Origin of the sequence: Micromonospora sp. RL09-050-HVF-A, from assembly GCF_019374995.1 — a bacterium.
GTDB lineage: Bacteria > Actinomycetota > Actinomycetes > Mycobacteriales > Micromonosporaceae > Micromonospora > Micromonospora antibiotica.
Window position 1 is genome coordinate 5,054,602 of sequence record NZ_JAGKQP010000002.1, and the last position, 17,638, is coordinate 5,072,239.

14 protein-coding genes and 1 pseudogene are annotated in these 17,638 nt (G+C 72.5%); 13 read left to right on the forward strand and 2 right to left on the reverse strand.

All coding sequences use genetic code 11. The features are described from left to right. Nucleotides 1-66: 66 nt before the first annotated feature. A complete protein-coding gene (locus J7462_RS22400; protein WP_088643529.1) occupies nt 67-1,173 on the reverse strand; it encodes a citrate synthase 2 in 1,107 nt (368 codons plus the stop codon). A gap of 217 nt (nt 1,174-1,390) precedes the next feature. On the opposite strand from J7462_RS22400, the gene pdxH reads away from it, so the two are divergent. From pdxH to J7462_RS22435, 7 genes and pseudogenes are all read left to right on the forward strand, one after another. Continuing rightward, nucleotides 1,391-2,074, forward strand: coding sequence for a pyridoxamine 5'-phosphate oxidase (pdxH, locus tag J7462_RS22405; RefSeq protein ID WP_255598904.1), 684 nt, complete (start codon nt 1,391-1,393; stop codon nt 2,072-2,074). Continuing rightward, nucleotides 2,071-3,362 (forward strand): annotated as a pseudogene (locus tag J7462_RS22410) (MFS transporter). The gene pdxH and the pseudogene J7462_RS22410 overlap by 4 nt, the downstream one beginning before the upstream one ends. A 68-nt stretch (nt 3,363-3,430) precedes the next feature. Further along, complete coding sequence (locus J7462_RS22415; RefSeq protein ID WP_208565630.1) at nt 3,431-4,360, forward strand: aldose 1-epimerase family protein; 930 nt, start codon at nt 3,431-3,433, stop codon at nt 4,358-4,360. 2 nt (nt 4,361-4,362) lie between these two features. Next, on the forward strand, nt 4,363-4,965 hold the full coding sequence (locus tag J7462_RS22420; RefSeq protein ID WP_219466141.1) for a nitroreductase family protein: 603 nt from the start codon (nt 4,363-4,365) through the stop codon (nt 4,963-4,965). Between the two features lie 179 nt (nt 4,966-5,144). Then, nucleotides 5,145-5,450 (forward strand): type II toxin-antitoxin system VapB family antitoxin, encoded by a 306-nt coding sequence (locus J7462_RS22425; RefSeq protein WP_208565632.1) that lies wholly within the window; start codon nt 5,145-5,147, stop codon nt 5,448-5,450. 32 nt (nt 5,451-5,482) lie between these two features. Further along, nucleotides 5,483-6,646, forward strand: a complete 1,164-nt coding sequence (locus J7462_RS22430; protein WP_219466145.1) for an acyl-CoA dehydrogenase family protein — start codon at nt 5,483-5,485, stop codon at nt 6,644-6,646. 253 nt (nt 6,647-6,899) lie between these two features. Next, a complete protein-coding gene (locus tag J7462_RS22435) occupies nt 6,900-7,514 on the forward strand; it encodes a DUF4230 domain-containing protein (RefSeq protein WP_308290987.1) in 615 nt (204 codons plus the stop codon). Between the two features lie 429 nt (nt 7,515-7,943). Here J7462_RS22435 and J7462_RS22440 read toward each other — a convergent pair whose 3' ends face one another. Continuing rightward, nucleotides 7,944-8,150 carry a PspC domain-containing protein gene (locus tag J7462_RS22440; protein WP_208565635.1) on the reverse strand — a complete coding sequence of 69 codons (207 nt, stop codon included), beginning with the start codon at nt 8,148-8,150 and terminating at the stop codon, nt 7,944-7,946. Nucleotides 8,151-8,717: 567 nt separating this feature from the next. Between J7462_RS22440 and J7462_RS22445 the strand changes: the two genes are divergently transcribed. From J7462_RS22445 to J7462_RS22470, 6 genes are all read left to right on the forward strand, one after another. Next, the gene (locus J7462_RS22445; protein WP_219466156.1) at nt 8,718-10,088 is read left to right on the forward strand and encodes an L-serine ammonia-lyase; all 1,371 of its coding nucleotides are present in this window, start codon (nt 8,718-8,720) and stop codon (nt 10,086-10,088) included. A gap of 60 nt (nt 10,089-10,148) precedes the next feature. Continuing rightward, the gene (locus J7462_RS22450) at nt 10,149-10,976 is read left to right on the forward strand and encodes an ABC transporter permease (RefSeq protein WP_208565637.1); all 828 of its coding nucleotides are present in this window, start codon (nt 10,149-10,151) and stop codon (nt 10,974-10,976) included. Beyond that, nucleotides 10,977-11,720 carry an ABC transporter ATP-binding protein gene (locus tag J7462_RS22455; RefSeq protein WP_219466164.1) on the forward strand — a complete coding sequence of 248 codons (744 nt, stop codon included), beginning with the start codon at nt 10,977-10,979 and terminating at the stop codon, nt 11,718-11,720. After that, the gene (locus tag J7462_RS22460; RefSeq protein WP_219466167.1) at nt 11,717-13,789 is read left to right on the forward strand and encodes a DUF5941 domain-containing protein; all 2,073 of its coding nucleotides are present in this window, start codon (nt 11,717-11,719) and stop codon (nt 13,787-13,789) included. Before J7462_RS22455 ends, J7462_RS22460 begins: the two co-directional genes overlap by 4 nt. Nucleotides 13,790-13,806: 17 nt before the next feature. Next, entirely contained in the window at nt 13,807-15,981 is a 2,175-nt protein-coding gene (locus J7462_RS22465; protein WP_219466169.1) for a bifunctional glycosyltransferase family 2 protein/CDP-glycerol:glycerophosphate glycerophosphotransferase, read from the forward strand. 131 nt (nt 15,982-16,112) lie between these two features. Beyond that, nucleotides 16,113-17,417, forward strand: a complete 1,305-nt coding sequence (locus tag J7462_RS22470) for an ABC transporter ATP-binding protein (protein WP_219466170.1) — start codon at nt 16,113-16,115, stop codon at nt 17,415-17,417. Nucleotides 17,418-17,638: the final 221 nt, after the last annotated feature.

The following is a 17,638-nucleotide window of genomic DNA, read 5'->3' on the forward strand; positions in this document are numbered from 1 at the left end:
CGGACCCGGGTGACACGCGCGGGGGGCGTCGACCGGTCGGTCGACGCCCCCCGGTGCGGAACGGGATCAGACGCCGTGCGGGATGGCGTCCCAGCCCTCGACCTGCTGCGGCTTGCGGGTGCCCGGGCCGACGTACCGGGCCGACGGGCGGACCAGCCGCTGGAGCTTCTTCTGCTCCAGGATGTGCGCCGACCAGCCGCCCATCCGGGCGCAGGTGAACATCGAGGTGAACATGTGCGCCGGCACCTCGGCGAAGTCGAGCACCACGGCCGACCAGAACTCGACGTTGGTGGCGAGGACGCGGTCCGGGCGGCGGGCCTGGAGCTCGGCCAGGGCGGCCTTCTCCAGCGCCTCGGCCACCTCGAAACGCGGTGCGCCCAGCTCCCGGGCGGTGCGCCGGAGCACCCGGGCGCGCGGGTCCTCCGCCCGGTAGACGCGGTGGCCGAAGCCCATCAGCCGCTCGCCCCGGTCGAGGACGCCCTTGACGTACCCCTCGGCGTCACCGCTGCGCTCGACGGCCTCCAGCATGGTGAGCACCCGCGACGGGGCACCACCGTGCAGCGGGCCGGAGAGCGCGCCGATGCCCGACGAGATGCAGGCCGCCGCGTCGGCCCCGGTGGAGGCGACGATCCGGGCGGTGAAGGTCGAGGCGTTCAGGCCGTGCTCGGCGGCCGAGATGAAGTACGCGTCGACGGCCTTGACGTGCCGGGGATCCGGCTCGCCCCGCCAGCGCTTCATGAACCGCTCGACGATCGTCTCCGCCTTGTCGATCTCCTTCTGCGGCACCGCCGGCAGGCCCAGGCCACGCGCGGACTGGGCGACGAAGGAGAGCGCGGTGACCGAGACCCGGGCCAGGTCGGCGCGGGCCTGGGAGTCGGAGATGTCCAGCAGCTGACTGAGCCCCCAGTACGGGGCGAGCATCGCGACCGCGGACTGCACGTCGACGCGGATGTCGCCGGAGTGCACCGGCACCGGGAACGGCTCGGCGGGCGGCAGGCCGGGGCCGAAGCGCCCGTCGACCAGCAGCGCCCAGACGTTGCCGAAGGAGACCTGACCGATCAGATCCTCGATGTCCACGCCCCGGTAGCGCAGCGCGCCACCCTCGCGGTCCGGCTCGGCGATCTCTGTCTCGAAGGCCACGACGCCTTCGAGGCCCGGTTTGAAGTCGGCCATGTCGTCTCCTGGCTTCTGGCTCGGTGCGCCCGCCACGGGCTCGGTCCGGCCCGGTACCTTAGGCGACCCTCAGGGATGTGTTCTCGCCATCTTGCCTGGTGAGTAACCAAGCGCGCGACCCACCGCGACTGTGCTGCACGCGACATCCCCGCCGCTGGACGCCGGGGCGCTCTCCGTGAGACTGATCAGTGGGCTGGCCAGCGTCTCCAGACGCCGGATGCCCGGCGAGAGGGAGAACGACGTGACGGGCGACACACCCGCCCTGGCGGCGATGCGCAACGAGTACGCCGCCGACCGGGGCCTTTCCGAGCCGGACCTGGCCGCCGACTGGCCCGCCCAGTTCGGCCGCTGGCTCGCCGACGCGGTCGCGGCCGGGCTGCCCGAGCCCAACGCGATGGTCCTCGGCACCGCCGACGCCACCGGCCGGCCCAGCGGCCGGACCGTGCTGCTCAAGGAGTACGACCCGCAGGGGTTCGTCTTCTTCACCAACCACTCCTCGCGTAAGGGCGTCGAGCTGGCCGCCAACCCGTGGGCCAGTCTGGTCTTCCCCTGGTTCGCGATGCAGCGGCAGGTGGTGGTGACCGGTCGGGTGGAGCACGTCGACCGGGCCGGGACCGAGGCGTACTTCGCCAGCCGGCCGCGCGGCTCCCAGCTCGGCGCCTGGGCCAGCACCCAGTCCGAGGTGGTGCCGGACCGGGCCGCGCTGGAGGAGGCGTACCGGGCGGCGGAGCAGCGTTTCCCGGCCGGCACGCCGGTCCCGGCGCCCCCGCACTGGGGTGGGTTCCGGGTCCGGCCGCAGACGGTGGAGTTCTGGCAGGGCCGGGCCGGTCGGCTGCACGACCGGCTGCGGTTCCGTGGGGTCGAGGGGGGCGGCTGGGCCGTCGAGCGGCTGGCCCCGTGACCGCCGTCAAACCGGCCCGTACGGGCCGGGCCCGGCGGCTGGCCATCGACCTGCGGCCGCTGCGGGTCCCCGCGTACCGCCGGATGTGGCTCGGCAACACGGTGGCGATGTTCGGGTTTCAATTCACCGCGGTCGCCGTGCCGGTGGAGATGTACGCCCTGACCCGGGATTCGTTCTGGGTCGGGCTGCTCGGGGTGGCCGGGTTCCTGCCGCTGCTGGTCTTCGGCCTCTGGGGCGGGGCGGTGGCCGACGCCCGGGACCGGCGGCGGGTGCTGCTGGTCGGCTCGGCGCTGCTCTGGGTGTCGATGCTCGGCCTGCTCGGGCACGCGCTGTCCGGCCTCGGCAGCCCGGTGCTGCTGCTGGCGTTGGTGACCGTGCACTCGGTCGCGTTCGCGATCAGCTCGCCGGCCCGTTCGGCGATCCTGCCCCGGCTGCTCCCGCCCGAGCTGGTCCCGGCGGGCACCACCCTGAACTACACCACCTTCACCGCCGCGTCGGTGGCCGGCCCGCTCGCCGCCGGCCTGGTCTTCGCCACCTTCGGCACCGGCACCGGGCTGCCCGTCGCCTACGCGGCCGACGCGCTGCTGTTCACCGCGCTGGTGGTGGCGACGGTCCGGCTGCCCGCGATGCCCCGGCCCCACCGGCCGAGGGGGAGGCGCGTCGGGGTGGCCTGGCCGGCATCCTCGACGGGTTCCGCTACCTGGCGACCACACCGGTGCTGCTCTCCTCGTTCGCCATCGACCTGATCGCGATGATCCTGGCCATGCCCCGGGCGCTCTTCCCCGAGGTGGCGCAGGAACGGTTCGGCGGCGGGGCGGCGGTGGGGTGGCTCTACAGCGCCATCGCGATCGGCGCGATGCTCGGCGGGTTGACCTCCGGTTGGATCGGCCGGCTGCGGCGGCAGGGGCTCGCCCTGGTGGTGGCGGTGGTCGGCTGGGGGCTGGCCATCGCGGCGGCCGGGCTGGCCCGCCAGCTCTGGCTGGTGGTGCTGCTGCTCGCGGTGGCCGGGGCGGCGGACCTGGTCAGCGCGGTGCTGCGGCAGTCGATGCTGCTGGTCTACGCGCCGGACCGGATGCGGGGCCGGCTCCAGGGGGTCAACACGGTGGTGGTGGCCGGCGGGCCACGGCTGGGCGACCTGCGGGCCGGGGCGATGGCCGCCGGGTTCGGTGGTGGCGTCGCCTGGGTGGCCGGCGGGCTGTTCTCGGCCGGGCTGGCGGTGCTGCTGGTGGCGTGCTTCCCGGCCCTGCTGCGCTACCGGGCCGGCTCGGTGACCGAGGACCGCCGCTGACCGCACGCCAGGTGGGACGGGCCAGCCGGGTCCGGCGGGCGGGCCAGGGCACCGACTAGGGTCACGACATGGACAACGCCATGCACCGGCCGCCCTCGGGGACACAGTGGACCATCGCCGCCGACGGCCACGAGGCCGTCATCGTCGAGGTCGGCGGTGGGGTTCGGACGTACCGGCGCGACGGGGTGGACTACCTCGACGGGTACGCCGAGGACGAGATCAGCCCCGGCAGCGCCGGACACGTGCTGGCCCCCTGGCCGAACCGGATCAGGGACGGGAAGTACACCTTCGGGGACCGGTCGTTGCAGCTCGACCTGACCGAGCCGACCCGGGGGGTCGCCCTGCACGGCCTGGTCAACTGGGTGCGCTGGCAGCTGATCGAGGAGTCCGCCGACACGGTCACCCTCGGTTACGACCTGCCGCCGACCCCGGGTTACCCGTGGTCGTTGCGGCTGCGTACCCGGTGGAGCGTCGGGGCGGACGGGTTGCGCGGCGAGCACGAGGTGACCAACACCGGGGGCGAGGCCGCGCCGTTCGGGTTCTCCGTGCACCCCTACCTGCGGCTGGCGGGGGTCGCGGTGGACGACCTCACGATGCGGTTGCCGGCCCGCAGCCGGTTGCAGGTCGACGCCCGGCTGCTGCCGATCGGGGCGACCCCGGTGGCCGGCACCGAGTACGACTGGACCAGCCCCCGCCCGATCGGTGCCGCGCAGCTCGACCTCTGCTTCGGTGACGTGATCCGGGACTCCGACGGCGGCTCGTCGGTGACCCTGACCGCCCCCGACGACGCGGACGGGGTGCACCTCTGGGCGGACCGCGAGTTCGGCTGGTGGCAGGTCTTCACCGGTGACGCGCTCACCGGTGAGCGGCACCGCCGGTCGGTGGCGGTGGAGCCGATGACCTGCCCGCCCGACGCGTTCCGGTCCGGCCGGGACGTGATCGCGCTGGCCCCGGGGGAGACCTGGCGGGGCAACTGGGGCATCCGGCCCGGGGTCTGAGCATGGAGTTCGGCGAGGTGGTCCGGCGTCGCCGGATGGTCCGCAACTACGACCCGGACCGGCCGGTCCCGCCGGAGGTGGTGGACCGGCTGCTCGACCACGCGGTCCGGGCGCCGTCGGCGGGCTTCGCCCAGGGCTGGGGTTTCCTGGTGCTGGAGGAGCCGGCTGACCGGGAGCGGTTCTGGGCGGCGGCCACCCCCTCGGGCGGTGGACGCGACCGGTGGCTGGCGGGGATGCGCCGCGCCCCGCTGATCGTGGTGCCGCACGCCAACCGGTCGGTCTACCTGGAGCGGTACGCGGAGCCGGACAAAGGGTGGGCGGACCGTTCGGAGGACCGCTGGCCGGTGCCCTACTGGTACGTCGACACCGGCTTCGCCGCGCTGCTGATGCTGCTCACCGCCGTGGACGAGGGGTTGGGGGCGTGTTTCTTCGGCATTCCGCCCGACCGGTTGGCGGCGTACCGGGAGGCGTTCGGGGTGCCGCCGGATTACCATCCGATCGGCGCGGTCACGGTGGGTTACCGCTCGGCTGACCATCGGTCACCGTCGCTGCGGCGGGGGCGTCGGCCGGTGGACGAGGTGGTCCGGCGCGGTCGGTGGAGTTGATGCCGGTTCGTACCCTGCGCAGTGGGTGACGGAGCGAGAGAAACCGACAACGGGGAGCAAAACGCGGTGTGGCAGGGGCGGATAGGCTGGCACCGTCATCGGTGCCGCACGGCGCGGCACCTCGGCGTGACCCGGCACCACGCCGAGGGTCGGCCTGACCACGGGGAGGGGAGCGTGCCGTGATTTTCCGAGCGGTCCGGGACGGGCGTCCCTACCCGGAACACAACCTGACTCTCAAACAGTGGGCGGAGATCCCACCGCGCCCGCTGCGGCTCGACCAGCTCATCACCACCAAGCGTGAGCTGGCACTCGACAAGCTCCTCGCCGAGGACTCCACCTTCTATGGCGACCTGTTCCCGCACGTGGTCGAGTGGGGCGGCGGCCTCTACCTGGAAGACGGCCTGCACCGGGCGCTGCGGGCGGCGTTGCAGCAACGCAACCAGATCCACGCCCGGGTGCTGGTCTACACCGGCCAGCCCGAGTGACGCCCGCCTGAACACTCGTTAAGGTGGCGGCCATGGGCACCGTACTGGACCTGCTGGACGTCGACGCCTTGCTGAGCGAGGAGGAACGGCAGATCCGGGCCGTCGTCCGCCGGCTCGTCGACGACCGGGTCCGCCCGCACGTCGCCGGCTGGTACGAGGACGGCCACGTCCCGGCGCGCGAGCTGGCCCGGGAATTCGGCCGGCTCGGCCTGCTCGGCATGCACCTGACCGGGTACGGCTGCGCCGGCGCCCCGGCCGTCGCGTACGGGCTGGCCTGCCTGGAGCTGGAGGCCGGCGACTCCGGCGTCCGCTCCCTGGTGTCGGTGCAGGGTTCGCTGGCCATGTACGCCATCTGGCGCTTCGGCAGCGAGGACCACAAGCAACGCTGGCTGCCCGCGATGGCCGCCGGCGAGGCGATCGGCTGCTTCGGCCTGACCGAGCCCGACCACGGCTCCGACCCGGCCTCGATGACCACCCGGGCCCGCCGCGACGGCGACGACTGGATCCTCGACGGCGCGAAAATGTGGATCACCAATGCGCCGATCGCCGACGTCGGGGTGATCTGGGCCCGCACCGACGAGGGGGTGCGGGGTTTCCTCGTACCGATGGACAGCCCCGGGGTGACGGCGCGGGAGATCCGCCGCAAGATGTCGCTGCGCGCCTCGGTGACCGGCGAGATCACCCTCGACGGGGTCCGGCTGCCGGCGGACGCCCCGCTGCCGGCGGCGGTCGGGCTGCGGGCACCGCTGAGCTGCCTGACGGAGGCCCGGCAGGGCATCGTCTGGGGGGCGCTCGGCGCCGCCCGCGACTGCCTGGAGACCACCCTGGCGTACGCCGCCACCCGCACCCAGTTCGGCCGGCCGCTCGCCGGGTTCCAACTCACCCAGGCCAAACTCGCCGACATGGCCGTGGAGTGGAACAAGGGACTGCTGCTCGCCCTGCACCTGGGCCGGCTGGCCGACGCGGGAACACTGCGACCCGACCAGGTCAGCGTGGGCAAGCTGAACAACGTGCGGGAGGCGCTGGCGATCGCCCGCCAGTGCCGGACGATCCTCGGCGCGAACGGGGTGTCCGGCGAGTACCCGGTGATGCGGCACGCCAACAACCTGGAGAGCGTGCTCACCTACGAGGGCACCTCCGAGATCCACCAGCTGGTCATCGGGCAGCGGCTCACCGGGCTGTCCGCCTTCGGCTGACGACCGCCCGTCACCCGTTCGGGGCGCTCGCCGCGCGCGCGTCGCACGGTGGCCGTACCGTCATCGACAGAGGCACGTGTCTGACGAGGACGGTGAGGGCGATGGCCCGCGACGGTGAGACCCCCCAGAATGAGTTCCCCGGCTACCCGACCGCCGACACACTGCGTACCCGGTCGGGCGACCCGGTCGACCCCGACACCCCACCGGCCGACCCGCCCCGCACCGGTGGCGGCCCGGCCCGGGGCTGCTCTGGGTGCTCGGCGCGGCGGCGCTGGTCGTGGTGGTGCTGCTCGGTACGCAGGTGACCGGGCTCTTCCCGGACTTCCGCAACCCGTTCGCCAAGGAACAGACCGACCGCAGCCAGCCGCCGCTGCTCAAGTCGATCCAGGACCTCAGCCGCTACGTCGCGGCCGAGGGCAACTTCCAGGTCGTGGTCGACCTCCAGAACGACCGTAAGAACGTGCCGGAGTTCCTGCTCAACCAGCGGACCCTCTTCGTCGGGGCGGGCAGCGTCGAGGCGTACGTGGACTTCGGCAAGATCGGCGAGGGGGCGGTGGTGCCGTCCGCCGACGGTAAGTCCGTCGAGATCAAGCTGCCCGCGCCGCAGCTCGGCCAGACCAACCTCGACATGGACAAGAGCTACGTCTTCGCCGAGGAGCGCGGCCTGTTCAACCGGATCGGTGAGCTGGTCCAGGGCGACCCCAACCGGCAGCAGCAGGTCTACCGGATGGCCGAGGAGCGGATCACCACGGCGGCCCGGGACAGCGGGCTGGCCAAGCGCGCCGAGGAGAACACCCGCAAGATGCTGGAGGGCCTGCTCCGCTCGCTCGGCTACGAAAAGATCACCATCACCTACACGGCCCCCTGACCCGCAGCGCCCCCACCGTCCGCGCCCCGGCCAACCCGCAGCCCCTCACCGCAAGCGCACAGCACCACGCCCAACGGCGACCCGGGTGCCCCCGGTGCCCCCGGTGCCCCGGCTGATCCCGGTGATCAAGAGGTTTACGTCATTCTTGATCTTCAAGTTGACGTAAACCTCTTGATCACCGCGTGTAACCCCATCTGCACGCTGTCGACGGGTGATTGATCGGGTGGGGGCTTGTGGATGTCGATGGGGTTGGTGTCAGGGAGTGGGAACGCCAGGATGCCGCCTCCCTGGGACGGGAGGCGGCATCCACGGTGACCGGGCGACGCCCGGCGCGGCGGCAGCGATGCGATCTTCGTCGGGCGGCGCGGCGGCAGCGATGCGCCTCGTCGGGCGGCGGCGTTACGGTCTTCGTCGGGTGGCCCGGCGCGGTCAGTAGGTGGTGGTGGCGTAGCGGTCCTCGTTGGGCATCAGGATCCACAGCACCAGGTAGACGATCACCTGCGTGCCGGGCAGCAGCAGGGAGAGCAGGAACAGCAGCCGGACCAGGGTGGCCGAGGTGTTGAACCGGCGGGCCAGGCCGGCACAGACACCGGCGAGCATGCGCCCCTCGCGGGGTCGGACCAGTTTGCGACTCATCGTCTAACTCCACTCTGCGGCGATCCGCCGCGCTGCATTCCACGGTAGGAAGGGGTGGCCACCTTGCCCTCCGTCCCGAGAGTGATCCGGTGACCCCGTACCCGTAGGTGGTTACCCGAGTCGGCCCGGCTGATGCCCCGGGCGCTGCCCGCGCTGCCTGGCCGTTGCCCGCGCTGCCTGGCCGTTGCCCGCGCTGCCTGCGTTGCCCGCCGTTGCCCGCGCTGTCTGGCCGCTGCCCGCGCTGTCTGGCCGCTGCCCGCCACAGCCCGCGCCGCCTACCCCGGCCGTTCGGGCACCAAGATCACGCTCGATCCTGGTTGTAGTGGCCTCGCCCAAGGCGCAGGGATGCCACTACAACCAGGATCGAGCACGATCTTGGTGCGGGGTGCGGGGTGCGGGGTGCGGGGTGCGGGGTGCGGGAAGGGGCTGGGGTGGGGTGGGCGGGTAGGCTCGCCGGTCGACACCGCCCCCACCCCGGGCGGGATCAGCAGGTCACCGGCGGACCCCGGGCGGCCACGGACCCGGCCCGGACCCGGCACCACCGGGCGACGGCGAGGAAGCGCAGCGATGATCAGTGTCTTCGACCTTTTCAGTGTCGGTATCGGGCCGTCCAGTTCCCACACGGTGGGCCCGATGCGGGCCGCGCGTACCTTCGTCGCCGGGCTGAAGGCCGACGGGTTGCTGCACACCGTCACCCGGGTCCGGGCGGAGCTGTTCGGTTCGCTGGGTGCGACCGGTCACGGTCACGGCAGCGACCGGGCGGTGCTGCTCGGGCTGGCCGGTGAGAGCCCGGAGACGGTGGACACCGACAGTGTCGGCCCCCGGGTCGCCGAGGTCCGCACCCGGCGTCGGCTCGCCCTGCCCGGTGGCCAGGAGATCGACTTCGAGCCGGACCGGGACCTGGTGCTGCACCGCCGCCGGTCGCTGCCGTACCACCCGAACGGGATGACCTTCGTGGCCTGGGACGCGGCCGGGGTCGAGGTGCGGACCCGGACGTACTACTCGGTCGGTGGCGGGTTCGTGGTGGACGAGGCGGCGGCCGGGGCGGACCGGATCACGTCGGACACCACGGCCGTACGGCACCCGTTCTCGACCGGCGCCGAGCTGCTGGACGTCACCGCCGACACCGGCCTGTCGATCAGTGCGGTGATGCTCGCCAACGAGTTGTCCTGGCGCAGCGAGGCGGATGTCCGGGCCGGGTTGCTGGACATCTGGCGGGTGATGCGGGAGTGCGTGGCCCGGGGTGGCGAGCGGGACGGGGTGCTGCCGGGTGGGTTGCGGGTCCGTCGTCGGGCCGCTGAGCTGCGCCGCAGCCTGGAGGCCGACGCCGGCTCGACGGACCCGCTGCGCGCGATGGACTGGGTGACCCTGTTCGCGCTCGCGGTCAACGAGGAGAACGCCGCCGGTGGCCGGGTGGTGACCGCTCCGACGAACGGTGCGGCCGGGATCATCCCGGCGGTGTTGCACTACTACACCCGGTTCGTGCCGGGGGCCTCCGACGAGGGGGTGGTGCGGTTCCTGCTGGCCGCCGGGGCGATCGGGGTGCTGTTCAAGGAGAACGCCTCGATCTCCGGGGCGGAGGTGGGCTGTCAGGGTGAGGTCGGGTCGGCGTGTTCGATGGCCGCCGCCGGGCTGGCCGAGGCGCTCGGCGGCATCCCCGAGCAGGTGGAGAACGCCGCCGAGATCGGCATGGAGCACAACCTCGGGCTGACCTGCGACCCGGTCGGGGGGCTGGTGCAGATCCCCTGCATCGAGCGCAACGCGGTGGCTAGCATCAAGGCGATCACGGCGGCCCGGTTGGCGTTGCGCGGCGACGGGGTGCACCACGTCTCGCTCGACAAGGTCATCAAGACCATGCGCGAGACCGGGGCGGACATGAAGGTCAAATACAAGGAGACGGCACGCGGCGGCCTGGCCGTCAACGTGATCGAGTGCTGAGGGGGCGTTCGTTCACCGACTGCTAACCTGTCGTCCGTTGTTGTCAGGCGGGAGGCGACGGTGACCGCAGGCGTCACGGCGTTGTGGTCGCACCGCAACTCGCTGCGCATCCTGGTCAGACGCGATCTCGCGGTGAAATACCAGCAGTCCGTGCTCGGTTACTTCTGGTCGCTGATCGAGCCGCTGGGGATGGGCGCGATCTACTTCTTCGTCTTCGGGGTGCTCTACTCCGGGCCGACCAACCGGCACCTCGGCGAGGCCGCCGGGTCGTACCCGCTGTTCCTGATCACCGGCATCTTCGCCTGGATGTGGACCAGTTCGGCGTTGAGCGAGGCGACCAATGCGCTGACCGGGCAGTCCCGCCTGATCACCACGATGAACCTACCCCGGCAGGTCTTCCCGATCGGCCGGGTCACCGGCCGGTTCGCCGAGTACGTCGCGGGCCTGCCGATCCTGCTGGCCGTCGCCGCCGTCTACGCCGTACACGGCCGGATCGAGCTGGGCTGGTCGCTGCTGAGCCTGCCGCTGGCCGTCGCCGTGCAGGGCACACTGCTGGTCGGACTGGCCCTGCTGCTGTCGGCGGTCAACGTGTTGATGCGCGACGTGGAACGGTTCATGCGGCTGGTCATCCGGGTGCTGTTCTACGCCACCCCGATCATCTATCCGTTGAGCCTGGTCCGGGAGTCCGGCATGCCGGCCTGGGTGAAGGTGGCGTACGAGCTGAACCCGCTGGTCGGCATCTTCCAGCTCCAGCACGCCATCTGGTACCCGGACGAGTTCCCGGACGCCCGGCTGCTGACCACCACGATCGCCGGCAGCCTGCTGGTGCTGGTGGCCGGCTGGTGGGCGTTCCGCAAGCTCGAACCGGCCGTGCTGAAGGAACTCTAGGTGCCGCCGATCATCGAGGCGCAGGGTCTCGGCATCCGTTTCGTCCGCAACCGGCGTCGGCAGTTGCGGCTGCGGGAGTTGTTCATCCACCGGGGCGGCCGGGCCACCACCGCCGGTCAGTTCTGGCCGCTGCGGGACGTCTCGTTCACCGTCGCGCCGGGCGACACGCTCGGTGTGATCGGGCGTAACGGCACCGGCAAGAGCACCCTGCTGCGGCTGATCGCGGGGGTGCTGATCCCCGACGAGGGGCGGATCACCGTCCGGGGTGACGTCGCGCCGCTGCTGGAACTCTCCGCCGGGTTCTCCAACGACCTGACCGGTCGGGAGAACCTCTATCTGGTCGGCGGGCTGCACGGACTGTCCCCGGGCTACCTGCGGCGACACTTCGACGACATCGTGTCGTTCGCCGGTGAGCAGGTGGAACGGGCCATCGACACGTCGGTGCGGCACTACTCGTCGGGGATGAAGGTCCGGCTCGGGTTCGCGATCATCTCGCACCTGCCGCACCCGATCCTGCTGATGGACGAGGTGACCGCGGTGGGCGACGCGGAGTTCCGCCGGAAGTGTTATTCGACGATCGACCGACTGCTCGCGGAGGGGCGCACCTTGGTGCTGGTGTCACACAACGAGAAGGATCTGACCCGGTTCTGCCGTCGGGGGCTCTACCTCGACGGCGGGCGGTTGACCGTGGACGGGACGGTCGCGGAGGCGCTCGACGCGTACCACGCCGCGGTGCCGAGGTGACCCTGGCGATCGTGCTCGCCGCCGGTGCGCCGGCCGCGGGCCCCCCCACCGGCGCGGGCGTACCCCTGGCCGACCGGCTCGCCGACCAGTTGCGCCGGGCCGGGGCGGACCGGGTGCACACCGTCGCCGGTCTCGCCGAGCTGGCCGCCCTGGTCGACACCGTCACCGGTCCGGTGCTGGTCACCGGGGGCGACCTGGTCGCGCACACGGCCGTACTGCGGCATCTGGTGACCAGCCCGGTCGGCCCGACGGTGGCCCTGGTGCTCACCGACGCGCCGGCCGCCGGTCAGACGGTGGTCCGCGAGGAACGCGGCCAGGTGGTCGACGCGGGCCCGGAGCTGGCCGACGCCACCGGCGTCTTCGGCGGCGCGGTGCGGGTCGGGGCGGACGACCTGCCGACCCTGGCCGCCGCGGCCCGCGCCGCCGCCGGCCCGGCGTCGCCGCAGGCCGTCCACGGCCCGCAGGCCGCCGATGGCCGGGTGGCGGGGCAGGCCGCCCACGGCCAGGTAGTGGTGCAGGCCGCCCACGGCCCGGTAGCGGGGGGCGTGGCCGGTGCCGCCGTGGACCGGCTGTTCGCGGCGCTCACCGACCTCGGCACCCTGACCTTCGCCCACCGGGTACGCCTGCTCGTGGCGCACCGGGTCACCGACCCGGCCGGCCTGGCCGCCGCCGAGGCGGCCCTGGCCGGGGTGGACGAGGACCGGGCGGAGCTGCGGCTGTCGGTGAAGGAACGCGACGACTTCTTCACCACCTACTTCGTCAGCACCTGGTCGCCGTACGTGACGAAGGCGTGTGCCCGGCTGGGTCTGACGCCGACCGGGGTCACCATGATCTCGGTGTTGTTCGCGGTGGTCGCGGCGGTGCTCTTCGGCGCGGGTGGCCGGGTCGCCCTGGTGGCCGGCGCGGTGCTGCTCTACCTGGGTTTCGTGCTCGACTGCGTGGACGGGCAGTTGGCCCGGTACACCAGGCACTTCAGCGCCTGGGGCGGCTGGCTGGACACGATGGCCGACCGGGCGAAGGAGTACCTGGTCTACGCCGGGCTGGGCTACGGCGCGACGCACGCCGGGTTCCGTTACGGCTGGGCGTTGGCGATCGCCGCGATGACGTTGCAGACCGTCCGGCACATGACCGACGCCTGGTACGGGGTGCTGCACGACGAGGCGGCCCGGCGTCCCCGCCCGGTCACCCCGGCCGCCGGGGGGATCGGCGGGAAGCTGAACGCCGCGTCGACCCGGGTGCAGGCGGACACCGGCTCGGTGTCGTACTGGTTGAAGCGGACGGTGGTCTTCCCGATCGGTGAGCGGTGGGCGTTGATCGCGGTCACCGCCGCGCTGTTCGGGCCGCTGGTCAGCCTGGTCTCGGTGCTGGTGTGGGGGGTGCTGGCGTTCGGTTACACGGGCGCGTTGCGGACTTTGCGGGCGCGCTGGATGTGGGTGCCGGTGCTGGACACGGTCGATGCGACGTTGCACCGTGACGACGGGCCGGTGGCGGCCCGGTTGCCGGTGGTCCGCCCGATGGGCCCGTTGACCCTGGCGGTGCTCGGGGTGCTCGGGCCGGCGGTGCTGCTGGTGGTGGGGTTGTTCCGGGCGGCCGGCGACGGTGATCCGGGCGGTCTGCGCTGGTGGCTGCCGGTGGCGCTGCTGGTGCTGCTGGTGGCCGGGTTGGGTGCGGGTGCGGCGCACAACGGGCCGCTGGACTGGCTGGTGCCGGCGGCGTTGCGGGCCGGCGAGTACCTGTTCGCCGCCGTGGTCGGGGTGGTCGGCGGGGTGCCGGCGTGGCTGCTCTTCGGGTACGTCTTCGTGCTGACCGTGCACCACTACGACCTGACCGCCCGGTTGGAGAAGCGGCAGGTGGCCCCGCCCCTGCACCGGTGGACGCTGGGCTGGGAGGGGCGTTCGGTGCTGTTGGCGGTGGCGGCGATCGCCGGATTTGCCAGCCCTGTAATGGCTACACTCGGTGCGTACCTTCTGCTGGTGTTCGTGGCAAGTGTCGTGCTGGCCTGGGTCGTCCTGCCGGCCCGCGCGAGCCGGGCGGCGGCCGTACCCGTGCGGGGTGGTTCGCCGGGCTGACGACAGGGGCGGGGCGGATGACGCTGATCAGCTTCGTCGTACCGGCCTTCCGGGTGCAGGGTTACCTGCGCGAATGCCTGGACTCGCTGCTCGGCCAGCCGGTGCGGGACATCGAGGTGATCGGGGTCGACGACGGCTCCCCGGACACCTGCGGCGACATCCTCGACGAGTACACCGCCCGTGACCCCCGGGTCCGGGCGCTCCGCCTGCCACGCAACGTGGGGCTCGGTCCGGCCCGCAACGCCGGGCTGGACCGGGCCACCGGCGAGTACGTCTGGTTCCTCGACGGCGACGACTGGCTCGCCCCCGACTGCCTGCCCGAGGTCGCCGACCGGCTCACCGCCACCCGTCCGGACGTGCTGCTGGTCGACCACGTCCGGGTGCACTGGGACGAGCGGGCCACCCGCAGCGCCCTGTCGGAGGTGTTTCCCGAACCGCCAGGCGCGGCGACGTTCCGCCTGGCGGAGCGGCCGGAGGCGCTGCGCCTGCTGCACACCGCCTGGAACCGGCTGGTCCGCCGGGAGTTCCTCACCGGCCTCGGGCTGCGTTTCGCCCTCGGCTGGTACGAGGACGTCGCGTTCAGCTACCCGGTGCTGCTGGCCGCCGGGCGGATCGGGGTGCTCGACCGGGTCTGCGTCAACTACCGGCAGCGCCGGGCCGGTGCGATCACCCGGACCCTCGACGACCGGCACTTCGAGGTCTTCGACCAGTGGCACCGGGTGTTCGGGTTCCTCGACGAGCGGCCCGACCTGGCTGAGCTGCGACCGGTGGTCTTCGAACGGATGATCTGGCACTACCTGACCGTGCTCGGCAACGGCGACCGGATCGCCCCGCAGCTGCGGCCGGCGTTCTTCCAGCGGATCACCGCCGACCACCGGCGGTTCCGACCCACCGGAGGCTATCCGGTGCCGGACGGGTGGGACGGGCTCAAGCACCGGCTGGTCGCCGCCGGCAGGTGGCGGACGTTCAGCGCGCTGCGTACCGCCAACCAGGCCCGGGAGGTCGCCCGCAGCGCCGGTCGGCGGGCCCGGCCGGTGGCCCGGCGCACCGCCCGGCTGGCCCGGGACGCGCTGCTGCACGAGTGCTACCGGGCCGAGATGCGCCGGCCGATCGACCCGACGCTGGCCGTCTACGCCGCCTACTGGTACCGGGGTTACGCCTGCAACCCGGCGGCGGTGCACGCCGCCGCCCGCCGGCTCGCCCCGCAGGTACGCGGGGTGTGGATCGTCCGTCGGGACCGGATCGACACCCTCCCGCCCGGCACCGAGTACGTCGTGGCCGGCACCCTCGACTGTCAGCGGGTGCTGGCGCGGGCCCGTTGGCTGGTCAACAACGTCAACTTCCCGGACTTCGTGCGTAAGCGCCCCGGTCAGGTGCACGTGCAGACCCACCACGGCACCCCGGTCAAGGTGATGGGGCTGGACCAGCAGCGGTACCCGCTCGGTGCGGTCGGGATGGACTTCGCGGGGCTGCTGCGCCGGGTGGAGCGGTGGGACTACAGCGTCAGCTCCAACGCGTTCTCCACCCAGATGTGGGACCGCGCCTATCCGGCGGACTACGTCCGGCTGGAGGTGGGCTACCCGCGCAACGACCGGCTGGTCACCGCCACCACCGAGGAGGTGGCTGCGGTGCGGGCCCGGCTCGGCGTCACCCCGGACGAGCGGGTGGTGCTCTACGCGCCGACCCACCGGGAGCACCTGCCCGGTTACCGGCCGCCGTTCGACCCGTACCGGCTGCTGGAGGTGCTCGGGCCGGCCGGGCGGTTGCTGGTGCGCAGCCACTACTTCCACGACCGGCAGGGCCGGGCCCGGCGGCGGGCCGGGGGTCGGGTGGTCGACGTCAGTGACGTCGCCAGCGTGGAGGACCTCTATCTGGCGGCCGACGTGCTGGTCACCGACTACTCGTCGGCGATGTTCGACTACGCGGTGCTGGACCGGCCGATCGTCATCTACGCCCCGGACCACGACGCCTACCGGCTGGCCCGGGGGGTCTACTTCGACGTCACCGCCGAGCCGCCGGGGGAGGTCGCGCTGACCTTCGACGAGCTGTGTGCGGTCTTCCGTTGCGGCGCGGTGACCGGGGAGTCGGCCGAGCGGGCGCGGCAGGCGTTCCGGGAGCGGTTCTGCGGTTGGGACGACGGGCACGCGGCGGAGCGGGTGGTCCGCCGGGTCTTCCTGGGGGAACCTGGGTGATCCGGGCGGATCGCCGTACTGGCCCGTAATAGGGCTGTCATCAGTCGAACATGGCACGTTTACCCGATGTGCTAACCCGATGATGCTCGTCACAGTCAACCCGGGGTTCGGCCAAGCTGGGGGAGGAGACGGTGACCACCGTCGCGTTGAAGGACGTCACAAAGGTATTCCCGGATGGGACAGTTGCCGTCGACAACGTCAGTCTCGACGTCGTCGACGGTGAGTTCATGGTGTTGCTCGGCCCGTCCGGTTGCGGAAAGTCGACCGTGCTGCGGATGATCGCGGGACTGGCGGAGCCGACCACCGGCGCGGTGATGCTCGACGGTGAGGTCGCCAACGACCTGCCGCCGCGCGACCGGAAGATCGCCATGGTCTTCCAGGATTTCGCGCTCTACCCGCACATGACCGTCGGTGACAACATCGGCTTCCCGCTCAAGCTGTCCGGGGTGGAGCCGGTGCCCCGGGGCGAGCGGGTACAGGACGTGGCCAGCGCGCTCGGCATCGGCGACGTGCTCGGCCGCAAACCGAGCCAGCTCTCCGGCGGCCAACGGCAGCGGGTCGCGATGGGTCGGGCGATCGTCCGCCGGCCGGGGCTGTTCCTGATGGACGAGCCGCTGTCGAACCTCGACAGCGGGCTGCGGGCGGAGCTGCGTGCCGAGATCTCCGCGCTGACCCGCGAGCTGGGCGTCACCACCATCTACGTCACCCACGACCAGGCCGAGGCGCTGACCATGGCCGACCGGGTGGCCATCATGCGCAAGGGCGTGCTCCAGGACGTCGGCACCCCCACCCAGGTGTACGGCCGGCCGGCGACCCTCTACGTCGCCGCGTTCCTCGGCAGCCCCCGGATGAACCTGCTGGAGGCGTCGGTCTACGTCCACCTCGACCGGTACGTCACGCTCACCCTCGGTGACCAGGCGCTCTACCTGCCGTGGGACGACATCCGCAGTCGGGCCGTGGCGCACTACCACGGCGAGCGGATCGTGGTCGGGATGCGGGCCGAGGCGCTCACCCCGGTCGCCCCGGACACCCCCGGTGACGTGCTCCAGGGCCGGGTCCGTTACCTGGAGCACCACGGGCACGAGTCGCTGGCCTTCCTCGACATCGGCGCCACCGCCATCATGGTCGACGAGATGAGCGCCCCCGCTGAGGACGCCGCCCCGGGCCAGCGGGGACTGCGCCGGTTCGGCCAGGTCATGTCCCGGCTCACCGGGCGGGCCGGCGAGCCGGAGGAGGTCGAACGGACGGCCGGCGACAACCGCACCAGCGTGCTGAACGACCCCGGCCGCCACCACCGCCGCCCGGCCGAGCTGGCGGTCCGGCTGGCCCCGTACCCGGCGATCTCGGCGGGGCACCCGATGGCGGTGGCGGTCCGGATGGACGCCCTGCACTTCTTCGACGAACGCGGCGACCGCATCGACGTCGGCTGGCGCTGACCCCACCCTGCCTTCTCCCACCCCGCCCTGCCCCTGGCGCTGCTCTGCCCCTGGCGCTGCGCGCAACTTCGTGGATGTAGTGGTCTCCGCCCGCCTGGATGCCGCTATCTCCAGGGAACTGTGTGGATCATGAGGTCGTGGCAGTCGACCGGGGCGGGGGTGCGCGTGGGTCGACCGGTTCTGGCGGGGTGGTGGTCGGGGGTCGGCAGGTGCTGGTGGGG

Bases quoted from the DNA above. Each gene is read 5' to 3' on its own strand.
- J7462_RS22400 (WP_088643529.1), bottom strand. From the start codon at position 1,173: ATGGCCGACTTCAAACCGGGCCTCGAAGGCGTCGTGGCCTTCGAGACA.
- pdxH (WP_255598904.1), top strand. From the start codon at position 1,391: ATGCCCGGCGAGAGGGAGAACGACGTGACGGGCGACACACCCGCCCTG.
- J7462_RS22415 (WP_208565630.1), top strand. From the start codon at position 3,431: ATGGACAACGCCATGCACCGGCCGCCCTCGGGGACACAGTGGACCATC.
- J7462_RS22420 (WP_219466141.1), top strand. From the start codon at position 4,363: ATGGAGTTCGGCGAGGTGGTCCGGCGTCGCCGGATGGTCCGCAACTAC.
- J7462_RS22430 (WP_219466145.1), top strand. From the start codon at position 5,483: ATGGGCACCGTACTGGACCTGCTGGACGTCGACGCCTTGCTGAGCGAG.
- J7462_RS22440 (WP_208565635.1), bottom strand. From the start codon at position 8,150: ATGAGTCGCAAACTGGTCCGACCCCGCGAGGGGCGCATGCTCGCCGGT.
- J7462_RS22445 (WP_219466156.1), top strand. From the start codon at position 8,718: ATGATCAGTGTCTTCGACCTTTTCAGTGTCGGTATCGGGCCGTCCAGT.
- J7462_RS22465 (WP_219466169.1), top strand. From the start codon at position 13,807: ATGACGCTGATCAGCTTCGTCGTACCGGCCTTCCGGGTGCAGGGTTAC.